Origin of the sequence: Caballeronia sp. LZ034LL (assembly GCF_031451215.1) — a bacterium.
Classification (GTDB): Bacteria; Pseudomonadota; Gammaproteobacteria; order Burkholderiales; family Burkholderiaceae; genus Caballeronia.
The window spans coordinates 2748256-2769794 of sequence record NZ_JARUXR010000001.1 but is presented as its reverse complement, the minus strand read 5'-3'; the positions used below and the strand labels follow the sequence as shown (position 1 = coordinate 2769794).

Below are 21539 nucleotides of genomic sequence, written 5' to 3'. Positions count from 1 at the left end.
AGGACCGTGAAACGACTCCACGCCGATGATAGTGCGGATCACCCGTGTGAAAGTAGGTAATCGTCAGGCTCCTCATGCTCCAAACAAAAACCCCACCCCGCAAAGGTGGGGTTTTTGCGTTTCGTCTTACCTATTAGTGAGAGCGTCGTGCTCTGGGTCGTAAGAAACGCTTGACAAGGGCGTGTTGTTACCCCATAATCGATAGTTCTCTGCGGAGGGGTGCCCGAGTGGCTAAAGGGGGCAGACTGTAAATCTGTTGGCTTACGCCTACGTTGGTTCGAATCCAACCTCCTCCACCAGAATTCAAGCGGTAAGGGAATCCAACCCTCGCGGGTGTAGCTCAATGGTAGAGCAGAAGCCTTCCAAGCTTATGACGAGGGTTCGATTCCCTTCACCCGCTCCAGTGTCGGTTAGCAGTGCCCATGTGGCTCAGTGGTAGAGCACTCCCTTGGTAAGGGAGAGGTCGGCAGTTCGATCCTGCCCATGGGCACCAGCAGTATTTGTCCAGTAAGTTGCGCGCGGCGCAAGGTGCGAAAATCCTGTTAGGAGTCGAAAATGGCCAAAGGTAAATTCGAGCGGACCAAGCCGCACGTGAACGTCGGTACGATCGGTCACGTTGACCACGGCAAGACCACGCTGACGGCAGCGATCACCACGGTGCTGACCAAGAAGTTCGGCGGCGAAGCGAAGGCATACGACCAGATCGACGCGGCACCGGAAGAAAAGGCACGCGGCATCACGATCAACACCGCGCACGTCGAGTACGAAACGGCTAACCGCCACTACGCGCACGTCGACTGCCCGGGCGACGCCGACTACGTGAAGAACATGATCACGGGCGCCGCGCAGATGGACGGCGCAATCCTGGTGTGCTCGGCCGCTGACGGCCCGATGCCGCAGACGCGTGAGCACATCCTGCTGGCCCGTCAGGTCGGCGTGCCGTACATCATCGTGTTCCTGAACAAGTGCGACATGGTCGACGACGCCGAGCTGCTCGAGCTGGTCGAAATGGAAGTGCGCGAGCTCCTCTCGAAGTACGACTTCCCGGGCGACGACACGCCGATCGTGAAGGGTTCGGCCAAGCTGGCGCTGGAAGGCGACACGGGCGAGCTGGGCGAAGTGGCGATCATGAGCCTGGCCGACGCGCTGGACACGTACATCCCGACGCCGGAACGCGCAGTTGACGGTTCGTTCCTGATGCCGGTGGAAGACGTGTTCTCGATCTCGGGTCGCGGCACGGTGGTGACGGGCCGTATCGAGCGTGGTGTGGTGAAGGTTGGCGAGGAAATCGAAATCGTCGGTATCAAGACGACGGTGAAGACGACCTGCACGGGCGTGGAAATGTTCCGCAAGCTGCTCGACCAAGGTCAGGCAGGCGACAACGTCGGTATCCTGCTGCGCGGCACGAAGCGTGAAGACGTGGAGCGCGGCCAGGTTCTGGCCAAGCCGGGTTCGATCACGCCGCACACGCACTTCACGGCTGAAGTGTACGTGCTGAGCAAGGACGAAGGCGGCCGTCACACGCCGTTCTTCAACAACTACCGTCCGCAGTTCTACTTCCGTACGACGGACGTGACGGGCTCGATCGAGCTGCCGAAGGACAAGGAAATGGTGATGCCGGGCGACAACGTGTCGATCACGGTCAAGCTGATCGCCCCGATCGCCATGGAAGAAGGTCTGCGCTTCGCTATCCGTGAAGGCGGTCGTACCGTCGGCGCCGGTGTCGTGGCGAAGATTATCGAGTAAGAGCCAGAAATCTTCTCGGTAGTTTGTGGTTTCGGAGTCGTCGGCTTTCGGCGACTCCAAATGGTTTAGGGGTATAGCTCAACTGGCAGAGCGTCGGTCTCCAAAACCGAAGGTTGGGGGTTCGATTCCCTCTGCCCCTGCCAAATTCTTGCGCCTCGTGGCGCTGTGTTTAAGGTGTTATGGCGAATCCTTCCGTCGAAACTGTAAATACTTCCGGCGACAAGTTGGTGTTGGTGGCTGGCGTATTGTTGGTCTTGGCCGGGTTCGTGGGTTTCTTCTGGCTTTCTGGCCAAGAATGGTACTTCCGCGGAGCGGCCCTTGCTGTCGGCGTCATCGCGGGTGTCGCGGTCGGTCTTTTCTCTGCGCCGGGGAAGGGGTTCATCGCCTTCGCCAAGGACTCGTACAAGGAAGTCCGCAAGGTCGTGTGGCCTACTCGCAAAGAGGCTACGCAAACGACCTTGGTGGTCTTCGCGTTTGTACTGATCATGGCCATATTCCTTTGGCTTAGCGACAAGTCAATCGAATGGGTGATTTTCTCGGCGATTCTGGGTTGGAAATGATATGAGCGATACTCCGACATCCCCGAGCGGAAAGCGTTGGTACGTGGTGCACGCCTACTCCGGTATGGAGAAGAGCGTGCAACGTGCGCTTCAGGAGCGCATCGATCGGGCAGGTATGCAGGACCAGTTCGGCCAGATTCTCGTGCCGACTGAGGAAGTGGTAGAAGTCAAGGGTGGTCACAAGTCGGTCACCGAGCGTCGTTTCTTCCCGGGCTACGTCCTGGTCGAGATGGAAATGACGGACGAAACGTGGCATCTCGTCAAGAACACGGCGAAGGTCACAGGGTTCGTCGGCGGAGCGCGCAATCGGCCCAGCCCGATCTCCCCGCGCGAAGTCGAAAAAATCATGTCGCAGATGCAGGAAGGTGTCGAGAAGCCGCGGCCGAAGACGCTCTTCGAAGTAGGCGAAATGGTTCGGGTGAAGGAAGGTCCTTTCACCGACTTCAACGGCAACGTCGAGGAAGTCAATTACGAAAAGTCCAAGGTGCGTGTCTCAGTGACCATTTTTGGACGATCGACGCCAGTCGAACTCGAGTTCGGCCAGGTCGAGAAGACTTGAATCTGATTCTCGCGCGTGACCTTACGGTCATCGCGCGATTCGCGCTTACAGCCCGCGTCACGGCTGTTGAGGAGCGTCAGTAGGCGTCAAGCCGAACGCGCGCTATCACTCACCGAACGTTCACGCGTTCAGCAGAGGTTTCCAACATGGCAAAAAAAATCATCGGCTTTATCAAGCTGCAGATTCCTGCAGGTAAAGCCAATCCGTCGCCGCCGGTCGGTCCGGCACTGGGCCAGCGCGGCCTGAACATCATGGAGTTCTGCAAGGCGTTCAACGCGCAGACTCAAGGTATGGAGCCGGGTCTGCCGGTGCCGGTCGTCATCACGGCATTCGCGGACAAGAGCTTCACCTTCATCATGAAGACGCCGCCGGCTACCGTTCTGATCAAGAAGGCAGCGGCAGTGCAGAAGGGCTCGGCCAAGCCGCACACCGACAAGGTCGGTAACATCACCCGCGCTCAAGCGGAAGAAATCGCAAAGACGAAGATGCCGGATCTTACGGCAGCTGATCTGGACGCAGCCGTGCGCACGATCGCCGGCAGCGCGCGTTCGATGGGCATCACTGTGGAGGGCGTGTAAATGGCCAAGCTTTCTAAGCGCCTTCAGGCATTCGCAAGCAAGGTCGATCGTCAGAAGCTGTACGCGATCGACGACGCACTGGCTCTCGTGAAGGAGTGCGCAAGCGCGAAGTTCGACGAGTCGATCGACGTTGCCGTGCAGCTCGGCATCGACGCGAAGAAGTCGGACCAGGTGGTTCGCGGTTCGGTGGTTCTGCCGGCCGGTACGGGCAAGTCGGTCCGCGTCGCGGTGTTCGCACAGGGCGACAAGGCCGAACAGGCTCGCGCTGCTGGCGCTGACGTCGTCGGCATGGAAGACCTGGCCGAGCAAGTCAAGGCCGGTAACCTGAATTTCGACATCGTGATCGCTTCGCCGGACACGATGCGCGTCGTCGGTACGCTGGGTCAGATTCTCGGCCCGCGCGGCCTGATGCCGAACCCGAAGGTCGGTACGGTCACGCCGGACGTGGCGCAAGCCGTCAAGAACGCAAAGGCTGGTCAAGTCCAGTTCCGCGTTGACAAGGCCGGTATCATCCATGGCACGATCGGTCGCGCATCGTTCGAATCCGCGTCGCTGCGTCAAAACCTCGCCGCGTTGATCGAAGCGCTGCAAAAGGCAAAGCCGGCGACGAGCAAGGGTGTCTACCTGCGCAAGATCGCTGTGTCGAGCACGATGGGTGTCGGCGTTCGCGTGGATCAAGGCACGCTGGCGCAACAGTAAGAGTGTCGGGCGCGATCAGACGATCGCGCTGATAAAGGGCTTTGGGCGGTCGCAGGATTGCAGTTCCGAATCACGCGACCGGTTGTCAAAGACCGTTGGCGGTGATGCAGCAGGCAGGCATCGCCTTAATTCGAGCCAACGCAGATGGCGAACCCGAAACAGTTTTGCAGTGGTTGAAGTCGGTTGTCGATCGTCTAACAGGATGGTCACCGATCGATCGAGATACTCCTAACAGTCGGACGCCGTTTTGAACGTGGTGCACCAGGGTTTGTGGCCCGAATGCATCGAATCTGGAGGTTTAACCGTGCCACTGAACAAAGAAGATAAGCAGGCAGTCGTCGCTGAAGTCGCCGCGGAAGTCGCGAAGGCTCAGACGATGGTGCTCGCTGAGTATCGTGGGATCACGGTTGGCGATCTGACCAAGCTGCGCGCGAAAGCGCGCGAGCAACAGGTGTATCTCCGCGTGTTGAAGAACACGCTGGCGCGTCGCGCCGTCGAAGGTACCCCGTTCGCTCCGCTGGCTGAGCAGATGACCGGTCCTCTGATCTACGGCATCTCGGAAGATGCCATTGCCGCTGCCAAGGTCGTCAACGACTTCGGCAAGAGCAATGACAAGTTGATCATCAAGGCTGGTTCCTACGAAGGCAAGGTGATGGACAAGGCAGGCGTGCAAGCGCTGGCCAACATCCCGAGCCGCGAAGAACTGCTCTCCAAGCTGCTGTTCGTCATGCAGGCACCTGTTTCCGGCTTTGCGCGCGCTCTCGCCGCGCTGGCTGAAAAGAAGCAGAGCGAAGCTGCGTAACGATCACGCTTGGGCGCTAGTCGCTTAAGTTAGGCAAAGCTAGATCGCTAGCTCGATCCGAATTCAATCTAGGAGTATTTCACATGGCAATCGCAAAAGAAGACATCCTCGAAGCCGTTGGCTCGATGTCCGTTCTGGAACTGAACGAGCTGGTCAAGGCGTTCGAAGAGAAGTTTGGCGTGTCGGCAGCTGCTGTTGCAGTCGCAGGCCCCGCAGGTGCTGGCGGCGGCGCTGCTGCTGCTGAAGAGCAAACCGAGTTCACCGTGAACCTGGTCGAAGTGGGCGCGAACAAGGTTTCCGTCATTAAGGCTGTTCGCGAACTGACGGGTCTCGGCCTGAAGGAAGCGAAGGACCTGGTCGACGGCGCACCGAAGCCTGTCAAGGAAGCAGTTCCGAAGGCTGCCGCTGAAGAAGCGAAGAAGAAGCTGGAAGAAGCTGGCGCGAAGGCTGAAATCAAGTAAGTTTCAGCGCGCTATGCGAAGGCTGGCGGTTTTTCACCGCCGGCCTTTTTGTGCTTTGTGGGGACGCAGTTTTCGTGCTTGCCAGCAGGTACGAAAGTCCTCATAGAGGCCAAAGATGACGGTCGGATCGGCAGAGTTTTCCGGCAGTTTTCTTTGTCTTCTGAAGCGACTGCAGAAGGCAAGTTTGGTCGGGTAGCGGGAAACACAGGCATCCGCTGCCGTCAGCCAGCGGTTGGTAGCGGCCAACCACCAAGCTTCTAGATTCGCGCGTCCTCCCCGGACAGCTGCGCGGGTCTCAGTCGGTGAACACCGGGCGGTGACGCCGAGGTATCCCGCCTCGGCAACGCCCGCCGTGATTCGGAGATCGTATGCAATATTCCTTCACCGAGAAGAAGCGTATTCGCAAGAGTTTCGCGAAGCGCCCCATCGTTCACCAAGTTCCCTTCTTGCTGGCAACCCAGCTTGAATCATTCCAGACGTTTCTGCAAGCGGATACGTCCTCGTCGCAGCGCAAGGCAGAAGGCTTGCAGGCTGCGTTCAGCTCTGTTTTCCCGATCGTTTCGCACAACGGTTTTGCGCGGCTCGAGTTCGTCAGCTACATGCTGTCGCCGCCCGCATTCAACATCAAGGAATGCCAGCAGCGCGGCCTGACGTACTGCTCGGCCCTGCGCGCGAAAGTGCGCCTGGTCCTGCTCGACAAGGAATCCCCGAGCAAGCCGGTCGTCAAGGAAGTGAAGGAGCAGGAAGTCTACATGGGCGAAATTCCGCTCATGACGCCGACCGGCTCGTTCGTCATCAACGGCACCGAGCGCGTGATCGTGTCGCAGCTCCACCGTTCGCCCGGCGTGTTCTTCGAGCACGACAAGGGCAAGACGCACAGCTCCGGCAAGCTGCTGTTCTCGGCGCGGATCATCCCCTACCGTGGTTCGTGGCTCGACTTCGAATTCGACCCGAAGGACGTGCTGTACTTCCGCGTCGACCGTCGCCGCAAGATGCCGGTCACGATCCTGCTGAAGGCCATCGGCCTGTCGCCGGAACAGATCCTCGCGAACTTCTTCGTGTTCGACAACTTCCAGTTGATGAGCGAAGGCGCGCAGATGGAATTCGTTCCCGAGCGCCTGCGCGGTGAAGTCGCGCGCTTCGACATCCAGGATCGCGAAGGCAGCGTCATCGTCACGAAGGACAAGCGGATCAACGCGAAGCACATTCGCGACCTCGAAAACGCCAAGACGAAGTTCATCTCGGTGCCCGAGGACTATCTGCTCGGCCGCGTGCTGGCGAAGAACGTGATCGATCCGGAAACGGGCGAAGTGATCGCGAACGCCAACGAGGAAATCACCGAGACGGTGCTCGAGAAGCTGCGCGAAGCGAAGGTCAAGGACATCCAGACGCTCTACACGAACGACCTGGACCAGGGTCCGTACATCTCGTCGACGCTGCGTATCGACGAAACCGCCGACCGCATGGCCGCGCGCATCGCGATCTACCGCATGATGCGTCCGGGCGAGCCGCCGACCGAAGAAGCGGTCGAGGCGCTGTTCAACCGTCTGTTCTACAGCGAAGACGCGTACGACCTGTCGAAGGTCGGCCGCATGAAGTTCAACCGCCGCGTGGGCCGCGATGAAATCATCGGCCCGATGACGCTGCAGGACGACGACATCCTCGCGACCATCAAGATCCTCGTCGAGCTGCGCAACGGCAAGGGCGAAGTGGACGATATCGACCACTTGGGCAATCGTCGCGTGCGTTGCGTCGGCGAACTCGCGGAGAACCAGTTCCGCGCGGGTCTCGTGCGTGTCGAGCGCGCCGTGAAGGAACGTCTCGGCCAGGCAGAAAGCGAAAACCTGATGCCGCACGACCTGATCAACTCAAAGCCGATTTCGTCGGCGATTCGCGAGTTCTTCGGTTCGTCGCAGCTGTCGCAGTTCATGGACCAGACCAACCCGCTCTCGGAAATCACGCACAAGCGCCGTGTTTCCGCACTGGGCCCGGGCGGTTTGACGCGTGAGCGCGCAGGCTTCGAAGTCCGCGACGTGCATCCGACCCACTATGGCCGCGTGTGCCCGATCGAAACGCCGGAAGGTCCGAACATCGGCCTGATCAACTCGCTCGCGCTGTACGCGCACCTGAACGAATACGGCTTCCTCGAAACGCCGTATCGCAAGGTCACGGACAGCAAGGTGACGGATCAGATCGACTATCTGTCGGCGATCGAAGAAGGCCGTTACGTGATCGCCCAGGCGAACGCCGCGGTGGCCGAAGACGGCACGCTGACCGACGAACTCGTGTCGTCGCGTGAAGCCGGCGAAACGCTGATGGTCACGCCGGACCGCATCCAGTACATGGACGTGGCGCCATCGCAGATCGTGTCGGTGGCGGCATCGCTGATTCCGTTCCTCGAGCACGATGACGCGAACCGCGCATTGATGGGTTCGAACATGCAGCGTCAGGCCGTGCCTTGCCTGCGTCCGGAAAAGCCGGTCGTCGGTACGGGCATCGAGCGCACGGTGGCGGTCGACTCGGGTACGACGGTCCAGGCACTGCGTGGCGGTGTGGTGGATTACGTCGACGCGGGCCGTATCGTGATCCGCGTGAACGACGATGAAGCCGTGGCCGGCGACGTCGGCGTGGACATCTACAACCTGATCAAGTACACGCGTTCGAACCAGAACACGAACATCAACCAGCGTCCGATCGCGAAGGTCGGCGACAAGGTGGCGCGCGGCGACGTGCTGGCCGACGGCGCCTCGACCGATCTGGGCGAGCTCGCGCTCGGCCAGAACATGCTGGTCGCGTTCATGCCGTGGAACGGCTACAACTTCGAAGACTCGATCCTGATCTCGGAAAAGGTCGTGGCGGATGACCGTTACACGTCGATCCACATCGAAGAACTGAATGTGGTTGCACGCGACACGAAGCTCGGACCGGAAGAAATCACGCGCGACATCTCGAACCTGGCCGAAGTGCAGCTTGGCCGTCTCGACGAGTCGGGCATCGTGTACATCGGCGCGGAAGTCGAAGCGGGCGACGTGCTGGTCGGCAAGGTCACGCCGAAGGGCGAAACCCAGCTGACGCCGGAAGAAAAGCTGCTGCGCGCGATCTTCGGCGAGAAGGCCTCGGACGTGAAGGACACGTCGCTGCGCGTGCCGTCGGGCATGAGCGGCACGGTGATCGACGTGCAGGTGTTCACGCGCGAAGGCATCACGCGTGACAAGCGCGCGCAACAGATCATCGACGATGAACTGAAGCGTTATCGCCTCGACCTGAACGACCAGCTGCGCATCGTGGAAGGCGACGCGTTCTCGCGTCTCGCCCGCATGCTGAACGGCAAGGTCGCGAACGGCGGTCCGAAGAAGCTCGCGAAGGGCACGAAGATCGACCTCGCGTACCTCGAAGATCTCGACCACTACCACTGGTTCGACATCCGCCTCGCGGACGAAGAAGCGGCGGCACAGCTGGAAGCGATCAAGGACTCGATCGAGCAGAAGCGTCACCAGTTCGACCTCGCGTTCGAAGAGAAGCGCAAGAAGCTCACGCAAGGCGACGAACTGCCGCCGGGCGTGCTGAAGATGGTCAAGGTCTATCTCGCCGTGAAGCGTCGCCTGCAGCCGGGCGACAAGATGGCGGGCCGTCACGGCAACAAGGGTGTCGTGTCGAAGATCGTGCCGATCGAAGACATGCCGTACATGGCCGATGGCCGTCCGGCAGACGTGGTGCTGAATCCGCTCGGCGTGCCGTCGCGGATGAACGTGGGTCAGATTCTCGAGGTGCATCTGGGCTGGGCCGCGAAGGGTCTCGGCTGGCGTATCGGCGAGATGATGCAGCGTCAGGCGAAGATCGAAGAGATGCGTCAGTTCCTGACGAAGATCTACAACGAGTCGGGCCGCAAGGAAGAGCTGGAAAGCTTCTCCGACGACGAGATCCTCGAACTGGCGAAGAACCTGCGCGAAGGCGTGCCGTTCGCGACGCCGGTGTTCGACGGCGCCACGGAAGACGAAATGTCGCGTGCGCTGGATCTGGCTTACCCGGACGACATCGCCACGAATCTCGGCATGACGCCTTCGAAGAACCAGGTCACGCTGTACGACGGCCGCACGGGCGAAGCATTCGAGCGCACGGTCACGGTCGGTTACATGCACTACCTGAAGCTGCACCACTTGGTCGACGACAAGATGCACGCGCGTTCGACCGGACCGTACTCGCTCGTCACGCAGCAGCCGCTGGGTGGTAAGGCGCAGTTCGGTGGCCAGCGCTTCGGTGAAATGGAAGTGTGGGCACTCGAGGCGTATGGCGCGTCGTATGTGCTGCAGGAAATGCTGACGGTCAAATCGGACGACGTGACGGGCCGGACGAAGGTTTATGAGAACCTCGTCAAGGGCGATCACGTGATCGACGCGGGCATGCCGGAATCCTTCAACGTGTTGGTGAAGGAAATCCGCTCGCTCGGCATCGACATCGATCTCGACCGCAACTAATCGGACTACGGAGAGAAAGCAATGAAAGCTCTGCTCGATCTATTCAAGCAAGTCCAACAGGAAGAAGTTTTTGATGCGATCAAGATCGGCCTCGCGTCGCCCGACAAGATCCGCTCGTGGTCGTTCGGCGAAGTCAAGAAGCCGGAGACCATCAACTACCGCACCTTCAAGCCGGAACGGGATGGCCTGTTCTGCGCGAAGATCTTTGGTCCGATCAAGGACTACGAGTGCCTGTGCGGCAAGTACAAGCGCCTCAAGCATCGCGGCGTGATCTGCGAGAAGTGCGGCGTCGAAGTGACGCTGGCGAAGGTGCGTCGCGAGCGCATGGGCCACATCGAACTGGCCTCGCCGGTCGCGCACATCTGGTTCCTGAAGTCGTTGCCGTCGCGTCTGGGCATGGTGCTCGACATGACGCTGCGCGACATCGAACGCGTGCTGTACTTCGAAGCATATGTGGTGATCGATCCGGGCATGACGCCGCTGAAAGCGCGGCAGATCATGACGGAAGAGGATTACTACAACAAGGTCGAGGAATACGGCGACGAATTCCGTGCCGAAATGGGCGCGGAAGGCGTGCGTGAGTTGCTGCGCGCGATCAACATCGACGAACAGGTCGAGATGCTGCGCACGGAACTGAAGAACACCGGTTCCGAAGCGAAGATCAAGAAGTACGCGAAGCGCCTGAAGGTGCTCGAGGCTTTCCAGCGTTCGGGCATCAAGCCGGACTGGATGGTCCTCGAAGTGCTGCCGGTGCTGCCGCCGGAACTGCGTCCGCTCGTGCCGCTGGACGGCGGCCGTTTCGCGACGTCGGACCTGAACGACCTGTATCGCCGCGTGATCAACCGTAACAACCGGTTGAAGCGTCTGCTCGAGCTGAAGGCGCCTGAAATCATCGTCCGCAACGAAAAGCGGATGCTGCAGGAAGCCGTCGATTCGCTGCTCGACAACGGCCGTCGCGGCAAGGCGATGACCGGCGCGAACAAGCGTCCGCTGAAGTCGCTCGCCGACATGATCAAGGGTAAGGGCGGCCGTTTCCGTCAGAACCTGTTGGGCAAGCGCGTCGACTACTCGGGCCGTTCGGTGATCGTGGTCGGCCCGACGCTCAAGCTGCATCAGTGCGGTCTGCCGAAGCTGATGGCGCTCGAACTGTTCAAGCCGTTCATCTTCAACAAGCTGGAAGTGATGGGCGTCGCGACGACCATCAAGGCTGCGAAGAAGGAAGTCGAGAACCAGACGCCGGTGGTGTGGGACATCCTCGAAGAGGTGATCCGCGAGCATCCGGTCATGCTGAACCGCGCGCCGACGCTGCACCGTCTGGGCATCCAGGCGTTCGAGCCGGTGCTGATCGAAGGCAAGGCCATCCAGCTGCACCCGCTCGTCTGCGCGGCGTTCAACGCCGACTTCGACGGTGACCAGATGGCTGTCCACGTGCCGCTGTCGCTCGAAGCGCAGATGGAAGCGCGCACGCTGATGCTGGCGTCGAACAACGTCCTGTTCCCGGCCAACGGCGATCCGTCGATCGTGCCGTCGCAGGATATCGTGCTCGGCCTGTACTACGCGTCGCGTGAAGCGATCAACGGCAAGGGCGAAGGCCTGACGTTCACGGACGTGTCGGAAGCTATCCGCGCGTACGAGAACAAGGAAGTCGAGCTGGCTTCGCGCGTCAACGTGCGTATCACCGAAATGGTGGCGAACGAAGACACGAGCGAAGGCGCACCGAAGTTCGTGCCGAAGATCTCGCTGTACGCGACCACGGTCGGCCGTTCGATCCTGTCGGAAATCCTGCCGCCGGGCCTGCCGTTCACGGTGCTGAACAAGCCGCTGAAGAAGAAGCAGATTTCGCAGCTGATCAACACGGCGTTCCGCAAGTGCGGTCTGCGCGAAACGGTGATCTTCGCCGACCAGCTGATGCAGATGGGCTTCCGCCTGGCAACGCGCGCCGGTATCTCGATCTGCGTGGACGACATGCTTGTGCCGCCGCAGAAAGAGACGATCGTCGGCGACGCCGCGAAGAAGGTGAAGGAATACGACCGTCAGTACATGTCGGGTCTCGTCACCGCGCAGGAACGCTACAACAACGTGGTCGACATCTGGTCGAACACGTCGGAAGCGGTCGGCAAGGCGATGATGGAGCAGCTCTCGACGGAACCGGTGGTCGATCGCGACGGCAAGGACACGCGTCAGGAATCGTTCAACTCGATCTACATGATGGCCGACTCGGGCGCGCGCGGTTCGGCGACGCAGATTCGTCAGCTGGCCGGTATGCGCGGCCTGATGGCGAAGCCGGACGGCTCCATTATCGAGACGCCGATTACCGCGAACTTCCGCGAAGGCTTGAACGTGTTGCAGTACTTCATCTCGACCCACGGTGCACGTAAGGGTCTGGCTGATACGGCACTGAAGACGGCGAACTCGGGTTACCTGACGCGTCGTCTGGTCGACGTGACGCAGGATCTGGTCGTGGTCGAAGACGATTGCGGCACCTCGAACGGCGTGGCCATGAAGGCGCTGGTCGAGGGCGGTGAAGTCGTCGAAGCGCTGCGTGACCGGATTCTCGGCCGCGTTGCGGTGGCGGACGTCGTCAATCCGGAAACGCAAGAGACACTGTACGCATCGGGCGATCTGCTCGATGAAGACGCAGTGGAAGAAATCGAGCGCCTGGGTATCGACGAAGTGCGCGTGCGCACGCCGCTGACCTGCGAAACGCGCTATGGCCTGTGCGCTTCGTGCTACGGCCGCGACCTCGGCCGCGGTTCGCGCGTGAACGTCGGCGAGGCTGTCGGCGTGATCGCGGCACAGTCGATCGGCGAGCCGGGCACGCAGCTGACCATGCGTACGTTCCACATCGGTGGTGCGGCATCGCGTGCGGCGGTTGCATCGACGGTGGAAGCGAAGTCGAACGGTACGGTGCGCTTCACGGCCACCATGCGTTACGTCACCAACGCGAAGGGCGAGCAGGTCGTCATTTCGCGTTCGGGTGAGGCGATCATCGCGGACGACCTCGGTCGCGAGCGTGAACGTCACAAGATCCCGTACGGCGCAACGCTGCTGCAACTCGACGGCGCAACCATCAAGGCCGGTGCGCAACTGGCTCAATGGGACCCGCTGACGCGTCCGATCATCACCGAGTGGGGCGGTACGGTGAAGTTCGAGAACGTCGAGGAAGGCGTGACCGTGGCGAAGCAGATCGACGACGTGACCGGTCTTTCGACGCTGGTCGTGATCGACGTGAAGCGTCGCGGTTCGCAGGCTTCGAAGAGCGTGCGTCCGCAGGTGAAGCTGCTCGACGCGAACGGCGAGGAAGTGAAGATCCCGAACACCGAGCATTCGGTGCAGATCGGCTTCCAGGTCGGCGCACTGATCACCGTGAAGGATGGTCAGCAAGTGCAGGTCGGTGAAGTGCTGGCGCGTATCCCGGTTGAAGCGCAGAAGACGCGTGACATTACCGGTGGTCTGCCGCGCGTGGCCGAACTGTTCGAAGCGCGCTCGCCGAAGGACGCCGGCATTCTGGCGGAAGTCACGGGCACGACGTCGTTCGGCAAGGACACGAAGGGCAAGCAGCGTCTCGTCATCACGGACCTCGAGGGCAATCAGCACGAGTTCCTGATCGCGAAGGAAAAGCAGGTGCTGGTGCACGATGGTCAGGTCGTCAACAAGGGCGAAATGATCGTCGACGGTCCTGCCGATCCGCACGACATCTTGCGTCTGCAGGGTATCGAGGCGCTGTCGCGCTACATCGTGGACGAAGTGCAGGACGTGTACCGTCTGCAGGGCGTGAAGATCAACGACAAGCACATTGAAGTGATCGTGCGTCAGATGCTGCGTCGTGTGCAGATCGTCGACAACGGCGATACGCGCTTCATCCCGGGCGAGCAGGTCGAGCGTTCGGACATGCTGGACGAAAACGACAGCATGATCGCCGACGACAAGCGCCCGGCCACGTACGACAACGTGCTGCTCGGTATCACGAAGGCTTCTCTGTCGACCGATTCGTTCATCTCGGCGGCGTCGTTCCAGGAAACGACCCGCGTGCTGACCGAAGCGGCGATCATGGGCAAGCGTGATGACCTGCGCGGCCTGAAGGAAAACGTGATCGTCGGCCGTCTGATTCCGGCCGGTACGGGTCTCGCGTTCCACAAGGCGCGCCGTGCGAAGGAGTCGTCGGATCGCGAGCGTTTCGACCAGATCGCAGCCGAAGAGTCGTTCGACTTCGGCACGCCGGAAACCCCGGCGGCGGAACAGCAGCCGCATACCAACGAGTAAGCTTCTGGCGCGTCAGTTTCATGGCGTCATCGAGCCGCCCGGTGTTTACCGGGCGGTTTTTTTTTCGTCCTGCGCTTCCTGCTGCGCTCGTCCATTCGGCCAGCGATGCTGGAACGGCGTCGATGCGCGGTGTTGCGTTGGTAGAATTCGTTATCTCTGTCTCGCCGTGCGCGCTTTCTCCATGTCCCGGTCGCTCGAAATACTCAACGAAATCTTCGGCTATCCCGCTTTTCGCGGACAACAGGCGGAGATCGTCGAGCATGTCGCGAACGGCGGCGACTCACTCGTGCTGATGCCCACGGGCGGCGGCAAATCGCTCTGTTATCAGATTCCGTCGCTGGTGCGGCGCGAGGCGGGCTTCGGCGCGGGCATCGTCGTGTCGCCGCTGATCGCGCTGATGCAGGATCAGGTGGCTGCGCTGACCGAACTCGGCGTGCGCGCCGCGTATCTCAATTCCACCTTGTCGGGCGCCGAAGCCGCGGCTACGGAGCGCGCGCTGCGCAACGGCGAGATCGACCTGCTGTACGTGGCGCCGGAACGGCTGATGACGGCGCGCTTTCTTGACCTGCTCGACAGCGCGCCGGTCGGTCTTTTCGCCATCGACGAAGCGCACTGCGTGTCGCAGTGGGGGCATGATTTCCGGCCCGAGTACATCCAGTTGTCCGTGCTGCACGAGCGCTTCCCGAACGTGCCGCGCATCGCGCTCACCGCAACGGCGGACGCCATCACGCGCGACGAAATCGTGCATCGTCTCGCCCTGGATGAAGCGCGCATCTTCGTGTCGAGTTTCGACCGCCCGAACATCCGCTACCGGATCGTCGAGAAGGACAATGCCCGCTCGCAGCTGCTGGATTTCATCCGCGCCGAGCACACGAACAAGGACGGCACCACGGATGCGGGCGTCGTGTATTGCCTGTCGCGCCGCAAGGTGGAAGAGACGGCGGAATGGCTGAAGGGGCAGGGCCTCCACGCGTTGCCGTATCACGCGGGCATGGAGTTCGAGAAGCGCCAGCGTCATCAGGAAATGTTCCAGCGCGAAGAGGGCGTCGTCATGTGCGCGACGATCGCCTTCGGCATGGGCATCGACAAGCCGGACGTGCGCTTCGTGGCGCATCTGGATCTGCCGAAGAGCGTCGAAGGCTACTATCAGGAAACTGGCCGCGCGGGCCGCGACGGCATGCCCGCGAATGCGTGGATGGCGTACGGTCTCGGCGACGTCGTGCAGCAGCGCAAGATGATCGACGAGTCGGAGGCGGACGACGCTCACAAGCGCGTGCAGACCGGCAAGCTCGACGCGTTGCTGGGCCTCTGTGAAGTCGCGTCCTGCCGGCGCGTGCGGCTGCTGGCCTATTTCGGCGAGCACAGCACGCCGTGCGGTAATTGCGATACCTGTCTCGAGCCGCCCGCCTCCTTCGATGCCACGCGCGAGGCGCAGATGGCGCTGTCGTGCGTCTATCGCGCACAGAGGGCGAGCGGCTTTCACTTCGGCGCGGGGCATCTGATCGACATTCTGCGAGGCGTACGCAGCGAGAAGGTGCTGCAGCGCGGGCACGAGAAGCTGTCTACTTTCGGCGTCGGCGAGGCGCTTGCCGAGGCTGAATGGCGTGCAGTTTTCCGGCAACTGGTGGCGTTCGGCTATCTGGCCGTGGACCACGATGGTTTCGGCGCGCTCGTGCTGACCGATGCCAGCAAGCCGGTGCTCAAGGGCGAGGAGAGCGTCACGCTGCGCAAGTACGTGAAGCCTGCGCGCAGCCGTCAAGGCTCAGCGCGGACCGGCGAACGCGCTGACCCCACCGCAGGCATGTCGCCGCGCGAGAAGACGCGCTGGGAGCGGCTGCGGGCCTGGCGCGCCGAGACGGCCAAGAGCGACGGCGTGCCGGCCTATGTCATTTTTCATGACGCCACGCTGGCGGAAATTGCTCGCAGCGATCCCGATACGATCGACGATCTTCGGCATATTCCGGGCATCGGCGTGCGCAAGCTGGAGCGCTTTGGCGACGAGCTGCTCGATGTCGTCGGCTCTGCCTGAGTCCGCTTCTCTGAAAACCCCCTGATTTCGGTGCAACGTATTGACCCGATTGGGATTTTCGGAATATCATGCTTGGTTCTCGTTTTTGGAATTTCTCGACTGCCGCTTGCTGAACGGGCGCTGGGAGTGGAAACCATCGGCGGGAGCACAAAATGCGCAATTTTGTTCGCTTTGCCCGACCGGAGTTGCGCTGATTCTGTTCATTTTTAGGATTAAACAATGCCAACCATCAATCAACTGGTTCGCAAAGGCCGCGCGTCGGAAACGACGAAGAGCAAGTCGCCGGCCCTGCAGGACTGCCCGCAACGTCGTGGCGTGTGCACCCGCGTGTACACCACCACGCCGAAGAAGCCGAACTCGGCACTTCGTAAGGTTGCCAAGGTTCGTCTGACGAACGGTTTCGAAGTCATCTCGTACATCGGCGGTGAAGGCCACAACCTGCAAGAGCACTCGGTCGTGCTGATTCGCGGCGGCCGTGTGAAGGACTTGCCGGGTGTGCGTTACCACATGGTTCGCGGCTCGCTGGATACCCAGGGCGTCAAGGATCGTAAGCAGGCTCGCTCGAAGTACGGCGCGAAGCGTGCCAAGGCCGGCAAGTAAGTCGCTGGTCTGCTGCAGGACAATCAGGTCGCCGCAAGGCGGTTAAGGCGGTGGTGCCGGAAATGCCGGTGCTGTCGAGTAAGTGGTCACCCGGCCAAGCTGGTTTAGTCGAAGAGATGGATCGGGTTTGTTGGTGGCCGCGGAGCGGGAAACTGCTCCAACTGAAAAAGTAAAGGAAGAATCATGCCGCGTCGTCGCGAAGTCCCCAAGCGGGAAGTGTTGCCGGATCCGAAGTTCGGTAACGTAGATGTAGCCAAGTTCATGAACGTGCTGATGCTCTCCGGCAAGAAGTCGGTTGCCGAGCGTATCGTGTACGGCGCTTTTGAACAGATCCAGACCAAGGGTGGCAAGGACCCGCTGGAAGTGTTCACGGTTGCGCTCAACAACGTGAAGCCGGTGGTCGAAGTGAAGAGCCGTCGCGTTGGTGGTGCCAACTATCAGGTTCCGGTCGAAGTGCGTCCCTCGCGTCGTATGGCATTGGCGATGCGTTGGTTGCGTGAAGCCGCGAAGAAGCGCAGCGAAAAGTCGATGGCCCTGCGTCTTGCAGGCGAACTCTCGGAAGCGGCTGAAGGCCGCGGCGGCGCAATGAAGAAGCGCGACGAAGTTCACCGCATGGCAGAGGCCAACAAGGCATTCTCGCACTTCCGTTTCTAAGCTCCCGCTCCAGGGCATAACGGAAAATCAGGGCGGGTGCGCTATTCCAGGCGCCTCGCCCGTTTGTCTTAGGACGCGGTCGGCAATTGGCCGTCGCGTCGACCCGAAAAAGGATCCAAAGTGGCTCGCAAGACACCTATCGAGCGCTACCGCAATATCGGTATTAGCGCTCACATCGACGCCGGCAAAACGACGACGACCGAGCGCATCCTGTTCTACACGGGCGTGAACCACAAGATTGGTGAAGTTCACGACGGCGCTGCAACGATGGACTGGATGGAGCAGGAGCAGGAGCGCGGCATCACGATCACGTCCGCTGCCACCACCGCCTTCTGGAAGGGCATGGGCGGCAACTATCCCGAGCACCGCATCAACATCATCGACACCCCGGGTCACGTCGACTTCACGATCGAAGTGGAACGCTCGATGCGCGTCCTCGACGGCGCGTGCATGGTCTACTGCGCAGTGGGCGGCGTGCAGCCGCAGTCGGAAACCGTGTGGCGCCAGGCGAACAAGTACAAGGTTCCCCGTCTCGCGTTCGTCAACAAGATGGACCGTACCGGCGCGAACTTCTTCAAGGTCTATGACCAGCTGAAGACCCGCCTGAAGGCCAATCCGGTTCCCGTCGTCGTGCCGATCGGCGCGGAAGACACGTTCACGGGCGTGGTCGACCTGATCAAGATGAAGGCGATCATTTGGGACGAAGCGTCCCAAGGTACGAAGTTCGACTACGTCGACATCCCGGCTGAACTCGTCGACACGTGCAACGAGTGGCGCGAGAAGATGATCGAGTCGGCTGCCGAAGCCACCGAAGAGCTGATGGAAAAGTATCTCGGCGGCGAAGAGCTGAGCGAGGCGGAAATCGTCAAGGCGATCCGCGACCGGACCATCGCGTGCGAAATCCAGCCGATGCTGTGCGGCACCGCGTTCAAGAACAAGGGCGTGCAGCGCATGCTCGACGCCGTGATCGACTTCCTGCCGTCGCCGGTGGACATTCCCCCGGTCACGGGCGAACTCGAAAGCGGCGAGAAGGCAGAGCGCCGTGCAGCCGACGACGAGAAGTTCTCGGCACTCGCGTTCAAGATCATGACGGATCCGTTCGTCGGCCAGCTGATCTTCTTCCGCGTGTATTCGGGCATCGTGAATTCGGGTGACACCGTGCTGAACGCGACCAAGGACAAGAAGGAACGCCTTGGCCGGATTCTGCAGATGCACGCGAACCAGCGCGAAGAAATCAAGGAAGTGCGCGCGGGCGACATCGCGGCGGCCGTCGGCCTGAAGGAAGCGACCACGGGCGACACGCTGTGCGATCCGCAGCACCCCATCGTGCTCGAACGCATGATTTTCCCGGAGCCGGTGATCTCCCAGGCCGTCGAGCCGAAGACGAAGCCCGACCAGGAAAAAATGGGTCTGGCGCTGAACCGTCTGGCACAGGAAGATCCGTCGTTCCGCGTCCAGACGGACGAGGAATCGGGCCAGACCATCATTTCGGGCATGGGCGAGCTCCACCTGGAAATTCTGGTCGACCGTATGCGTCGTGAATTCGGCGTGGAAGCAACCGTCGGCAAGCCGCAGGTGGCTTACCGCGAAACGATCCGCAGCAAGGCCGAAGACGTCGACGGCAAGTTCGTCAAGCAGTCGGGTGGTCGCGGCCAGTACGGTCACGCGGTCATCACGCTCGAGCCGAACGAGCAGGGCAAGGGCTACGAGTTCCTGGACGAGATCAAGGGCGGCGTGATTCCGCGCGAATACATCCCGGCCGTGGACAAGGGTATCCAGGAAACGCTGAAGTCGGGCGTGCTGGCTGGCTTCCCGGTCGTGGACGTGAAGGTGCACCTGACGTTCGGTTCGTACCACGACGTGGACTCGAACGAAAACGCGTTCCGCATGGCCGGCTCGATGGCCTTCAAGGAAGCGATGCGCAAGGCAAGCCCGGTCATCCTCGAACCGATGATGGCCGTCGAAGTCGAAACGCCGGAAGACTACATGGGCAACGTGATGGGCGACCTGTCGGGCCGTCGCGGTATCGTCCAGGGTATGGAAGACATGATTGGCGGCGGCAAGATCGTTCGCGCAGAAGTGCCGCTGTCGGAAATGTTCGGCTACTCCACTTCGCTGCGTTCGCTGACGCAAGGCCGTGCAACGTACACGATGGAGTTCAAGCACTATGCTGAAGCTCCGCGTAACGTCGCCGAAGCGATCATCAACGCCAAGGGTAAGTAATACCCGCAAGTCATTCGGCGCAAGCCACAAGCTTTAACCGACAAACAATCTCTGAAAGAAGGTAATCATGGCAAAAGGTAAATTCGAGCGGACCAAGCCGCACGTGAACGTCGGTACGATCGGTCACGTTGACCACGGCAAGACCACGCTGACGGCAGCGATCACCACGGTGCTGACCAAGAAGTTCGGCGGCGAAGCGAAGGCATACGACCAGATCGACGCGGCACCGGAAGAAAAGGCACGCGGCATCACGATCAACACCGCGCACGTCGAGTACGAAACGGCTAACCGCCACTACGCGCACGTCGACTGCCCGGGCGACGCCGACTACGTGAAGAACATGATCACGGGCGCCGCGCAGATGGACGGCGCAATCCTGGTGTGCTCGGCCGCTGACGGCCCGATGCCGCAGACGCGTGAGCACATCCTGCTGGCCCGTCAGGTCGGCGTGCCGTACATCATCGTGTTCCTGAACAAGTGCGACATGGTCGACGACGCCGAGCTGCTCGAGCTGGTCGAAATGGAAGTGCGCGAGCTCCTCTCGAAGTACGACTTCCCGGGCGACGACACGCCGATCGTGAAGGGTTCGGCCAAGCTGGCGCTGGAAGGCGACACGGGCGAGCTGGGCGAAGTGGCGATCATGAGCCTGGCCGACGCGCTGGACACGTACATCCCGACGCCGGAACGCGCAGTTGACGGTTCGTTCCTGATGCCGGTGGAAGACGTGTTCTCGATCTCGGGTCGCGGCACGGTGGTGACGGGCCGTATCGAGCGTGGTGTGGTGAAGGTTGGCGAGGAAATCGAAATCGTCGGTATCAAGACGACGGTGAAGACGACCTGCACGGGCGTGGAAATGTTCCGCAAGCTGCTCGACCAAGGTCAGGCAGGCGACAACGTCGGTATCCTGCTGCGCGGCACGAAGCGTGAAGACGTGGAGCGCGGCCAGGTTCTGGCCAAGCCGGGTTCGATCACGCCGCACACGCACTTCACGGCTGAAGTGTACGTGCTGAGCAAGGACGAAGGCGGCCGTCACACGCCGTTCTTCAACAACTACCGTCCGCAGTTCTACTTCCGTACGACGGACGTGACGGGCTCGATCGAGCTGCCGAAGGACAAGGAAATGGTGATGCCGGGCGACAACGTGTCGATCACGGTCAAGCTGATCGCCCCGATCGCCATGGAAGAAGGTCTGCGCTTCGCTATCCGTGAAGGCGGTCGTACCGTCGGCGCCGGTGTCGTGGCGAAGATTATCGAGTAATATATCGGGCTTGCTCGATTGCGCTCGTAGTGCAGCAGTCATGCAGTAACAGACCGGGACCGGATGCGCGTCCTCCACGCGTGTCCGGTTCCACGCTCTTTTGCCAATCGGCGGTGCAAGACCGCCTCGCTCTTTCCAAGGAATTGTCATGCAGAACCAAAAAATCCGCATTCGTCTGAAGGCTTTCGACTATCGTCTGATCGATCAATCGGCAGCCGAAATCGTCGATACGGCGAAGCGGACTGGCGCAATCGTCCGTGGCCCGGTGCCGCTGCCGACGCGCATTCAGCGTTTTGACATCCTGCGTTCGCCGCACGTCAACAAGACGTCGCGCGACCAGCTCGAAATCCGTACCCACCAGCGCCTGATGGACATCGTCGATCCGACGGACAAGACCGTCGACGCGCTGATGAAGCTCGACCTGCCCGCTGGCGTCGACGTCGAAATCAAGCTGCAGTAAGTCTCAAAAAGCTCCGGCGGCGCGTTGTGATCTGACGAAAGCCGCCGAGACGGAGCTAAGTCTTTGAATTGCTTGCGGGAATCGAAAAGCCTTGTTATACTCCAAGACTTTTCGCGCCTATCCGCACGAAAAATGCGTTTGTAAAGCCGCTCCAGTCTTCCGTGACGCAGGC

Annotated in this window: 16 protein-coding genes and 4 tRNA genes; 19 read left to right on the top strand and 1 reads right to left on the bottom strand. The window is 60.9% G+C overall.

Going from position 1 to position 21539, the window contains the following annotated elements; translation table 11 throughout:
- The first annotated feature begins 213 nt into the window (after positions 1–213).
- The 11 genes from QCE83_RS12735 (at position 214) to rplL (ending at position 5405) form a co-directional block, all read left to right on the top strand.
- A tRNA-Tyr gene (locus QCE83_RS12735) sits at positions 214–299 on the top strand.
- A 30-nt stretch (positions 300–329) separates the two neighbouring features.
- Positions 330–403: transfer RNA gene (locus tag QCE83_RS12730), tRNA-Gly, on the top strand.
- 15 nt (positions 404–418) lie between these two features.
- Positions 419–493: transfer RNA gene (locus tag QCE83_RS12725), tRNA-Thr, on the top strand.
- Between the two features lie 62 nt (positions 494–555).
- A complete protein-coding gene (gene tuf, locus QCE83_RS12720; protein WP_309810391.1) occupies positions 556–1746 on the top strand; it encodes an elongation factor Tu in 1191 nt (396 codons plus the stop codon).
- 67 nt (positions 1747–1813) lie between these two features.
- Positions 1814–1889, top strand: a tRNA-Trp gene (locus QCE83_RS12715).
- 36 nt (positions 1890–1925) lie between these two features.
- A complete protein-coding gene (secE, locus tag QCE83_RS12710) occupies positions 1926–2306 on the top strand; it encodes a preprotein translocase subunit SecE (RefSeq protein WP_309810414.1) in 381 nt (126 codons plus the stop codon).
- A gap of 1 nt (position 2307) precedes the next feature.
- The gene (gene nusG / locus QCE83_RS12705; protein WP_050454953.1) at positions 2308–2865 is read left to right on the top strand and encodes a transcription termination/antitermination protein NusG; all 558 of its coding nucleotides are present in this window, start codon (positions 2308–2310) and stop codon (positions 2863–2865) included.
- A gap of 146 nt (positions 2866–3011) precedes the next feature.
- Positions 3012–3443 carry a 50S ribosomal protein L11 gene (gene rplK / locus QCE83_RS12700; RefSeq protein ID WP_061163555.1) on the top strand — a complete coding sequence of 144 codons (432 nt, stop codon included), beginning with the start codon at positions 3012–3014 and terminating at the stop codon, positions 3441–3443.
- Positions 3444–4142 carry a 50S ribosomal protein L1 gene (gene rplA, locus QCE83_RS12695; protein ID WP_309810410.1) on the top strand — a complete coding sequence of 233 codons (699 nt, stop codon included), beginning with the start codon at positions 3444–3446 and terminating at the stop codon, positions 4140–4142. It abuts the gene before it with no gap.
- Positions 4143–4446: 304 nt separating this feature from the next.
- Positions 4447–4944, top strand: coding sequence for a 50S ribosomal protein L10 (gene rplJ, locus QCE83_RS12690; protein WP_309810407.1), 498 nt, complete (start codon positions 4447–4449; stop codon positions 4942–4944).
- A gap of 83 nt (positions 4945–5027) precedes the next feature.
- A complete protein-coding gene (gene rplL, locus QCE83_RS12685) occupies positions 5028–5405 on the top strand; it encodes a 50S ribosomal protein L7/L12 (RefSeq protein ID WP_094781735.1) in 378 nt (125 codons plus the stop codon).
- Between the two features lie 33 nt (positions 5406–5438).
- Here rplL and QCE83_RS12680 read toward each other — a convergent pair whose 3' ends face one another.
- On the bottom strand, positions 5439–5651 hold the full coding sequence (locus tag QCE83_RS12680; protein WP_309810402.1) for a hypothetical protein: 213 nt from the start codon (positions 5649–5651) through the stop codon (positions 5439–5441).
- Positions 5652–5773: 122 nt separating this feature from the next.
- On the opposite strand from QCE83_RS12680, the gene rpoB reads away from it, so the two are divergent.
- The 8 genes from rpoB to rpsJ all read left to right on the top strand — a co-directional run bounded on the left by rpoB (position 5774) and on the right by rpsJ (position 21367).
- Positions 5774–9880, top strand: a complete 4107-nt coding sequence (gene rpoB / locus QCE83_RS12675) for a DNA-directed RNA polymerase subunit beta (protein ID WP_309810400.1) — start codon at positions 5774–5776, stop codon at positions 9878–9880.
- Between the two features lie 21 nt (positions 9881–9901).
- Positions 9902–14143 (top strand): DNA-directed RNA polymerase subunit beta', encoded by a 4242-nt coding sequence (gene rpoC, locus QCE83_RS12670; protein ID WP_309810398.1) that lies wholly within the window; start codon positions 9902–9904, stop codon positions 14141–14143.
- 181 nt (positions 14144–14324) lie between these two features.
- Positions 14325–16172 (top strand): DNA helicase RecQ, encoded by a 1848-nt coding sequence (gene recQ / locus QCE83_RS12665; protein WP_309810396.1) that lies wholly within the window; start codon positions 14325–14327, stop codon positions 16170–16172.
- 219 nt (positions 16173–16391) lie between these two features.
- Entirely contained in the window at positions 16392–16772 is a 381-nt protein-coding gene (rpsL, locus tag QCE83_RS12660; RefSeq protein ID WP_006998493.1) for a 30S ribosomal protein S12, read from the top strand.
- 183 nt (positions 16773–16955) lie between these two features.
- Positions 16956–17426: a 30S ribosomal protein S7 gene (gene rpsG / locus QCE83_RS12655; protein WP_006053291.1), complete on the top strand. Its 471-nt coding sequence runs from the start codon at positions 16956–16958 to the stop codon at positions 17424–17426.
- A gap of 120 nt (positions 17427–17546) precedes the next feature.
- A complete protein-coding gene (gene fusA, locus QCE83_RS12650; protein WP_309810393.1) occupies positions 17547–19649 on the top strand; it encodes an elongation factor G in 2103 nt (700 codons plus the stop codon).
- Between the two features lie 67 nt (positions 19650–19716).
- A complete protein-coding gene (gene tuf, locus QCE83_RS12645) occupies positions 19717–20907 on the top strand; it encodes an elongation factor Tu (protein ID WP_309810391.1) in 1191 nt (396 codons plus the stop codon).
- Between the two features lie 148 nt (positions 20908–21055).
- The gene (gene rpsJ, locus QCE83_RS12640; RefSeq protein WP_006998489.1) at positions 21056–21367 is read left to right on the top strand and encodes a 30S ribosomal protein S10; all 312 of its coding nucleotides are present in this window, start codon (positions 21056–21058) and stop codon (positions 21365–21367) included.
- The last annotated feature ends 172 nt before the right edge of the window (positions 21368–21539 follow it).

Excerpts from the sequence above, each read along its gene's own strand:
- tuf (WP_309810391.1), top strand. The coding sequence starts at position 556 with ATGGCCAAAGGTAAATTCGAGCGGACCAAGCCGCACGTGAACGTCGGT.
- secE (WP_309810414.1), top strand. The coding sequence starts at position 1,926 with ATGGCGAATCCTTCCGTCGAAACTGTAAATACTTCCGGCGACAAGTTG.
- nusG (WP_050454953.1), top strand. The coding sequence starts at position 2,308 with ATGAGCGATACTCCGACATCCCCGAGCGGAAAGCGTTGGTACGTGGTG.
- rplK (WP_061163555.1), top strand. The coding sequence starts at position 3,012 with ATGGCAAAAAAAATCATCGGCTTTATCAAGCTGCAGATTCCTGCAGGT.
- rplA (WP_309810410.1), top strand. The coding sequence starts at position 3,444 with ATGGCCAAGCTTTCTAAGCGCCTTCAGGCATTCGCAAGCAAGGTCGAT.
- rplL (WP_094781735.1), top strand. The coding sequence starts at position 5,028 with ATGGCAATCGCAAAAGAAGACATCCTCGAAGCCGTTGGCTCGATGTCC.
- rpoB (WP_309810400.1), top strand. The coding sequence starts at position 5,774 with ATGCAATATTCCTTCACCGAGAAGAAGCGTATTCGCAAGAGTTTCGCG.
- rpoC (WP_309810398.1), top strand. The coding sequence starts at position 9,902 with ATGAAAGCTCTGCTCGATCTATTCAAGCAAGTCCAACAGGAAGAAGTT.
- recQ (WP_309810396.1), top strand. The coding sequence starts at position 14,325 with ATGTCCCGGTCGCTCGAAATACTCAACGAAATCTTCGGCTATCCCGCT.
- rpsL (WP_006998493.1), top strand. The coding sequence starts at position 16,392 with ATGCCAACCATCAATCAACTGGTTCGCAAAGGCCGCGCGTCGGAAACG.
- rpsG (WP_006053291.1), top strand. The coding sequence starts at position 16,956 with ATGCCGCGTCGTCGCGAAGTCCCCAAGCGGGAAGTGTTGCCGGATCCG.
- tuf (WP_309810391.1), top strand. The coding sequence starts at position 19,717 with ATGGCAAAAGGTAAATTCGAGCGGACCAAGCCGCACGTGAACGTCGGT.
- rpsJ (WP_006998489.1), top strand. The coding sequence starts at position 21,056 with ATGCAGAACCAAAAAATCCGCATTCGTCTGAAGGCTTTCGACTATCGT.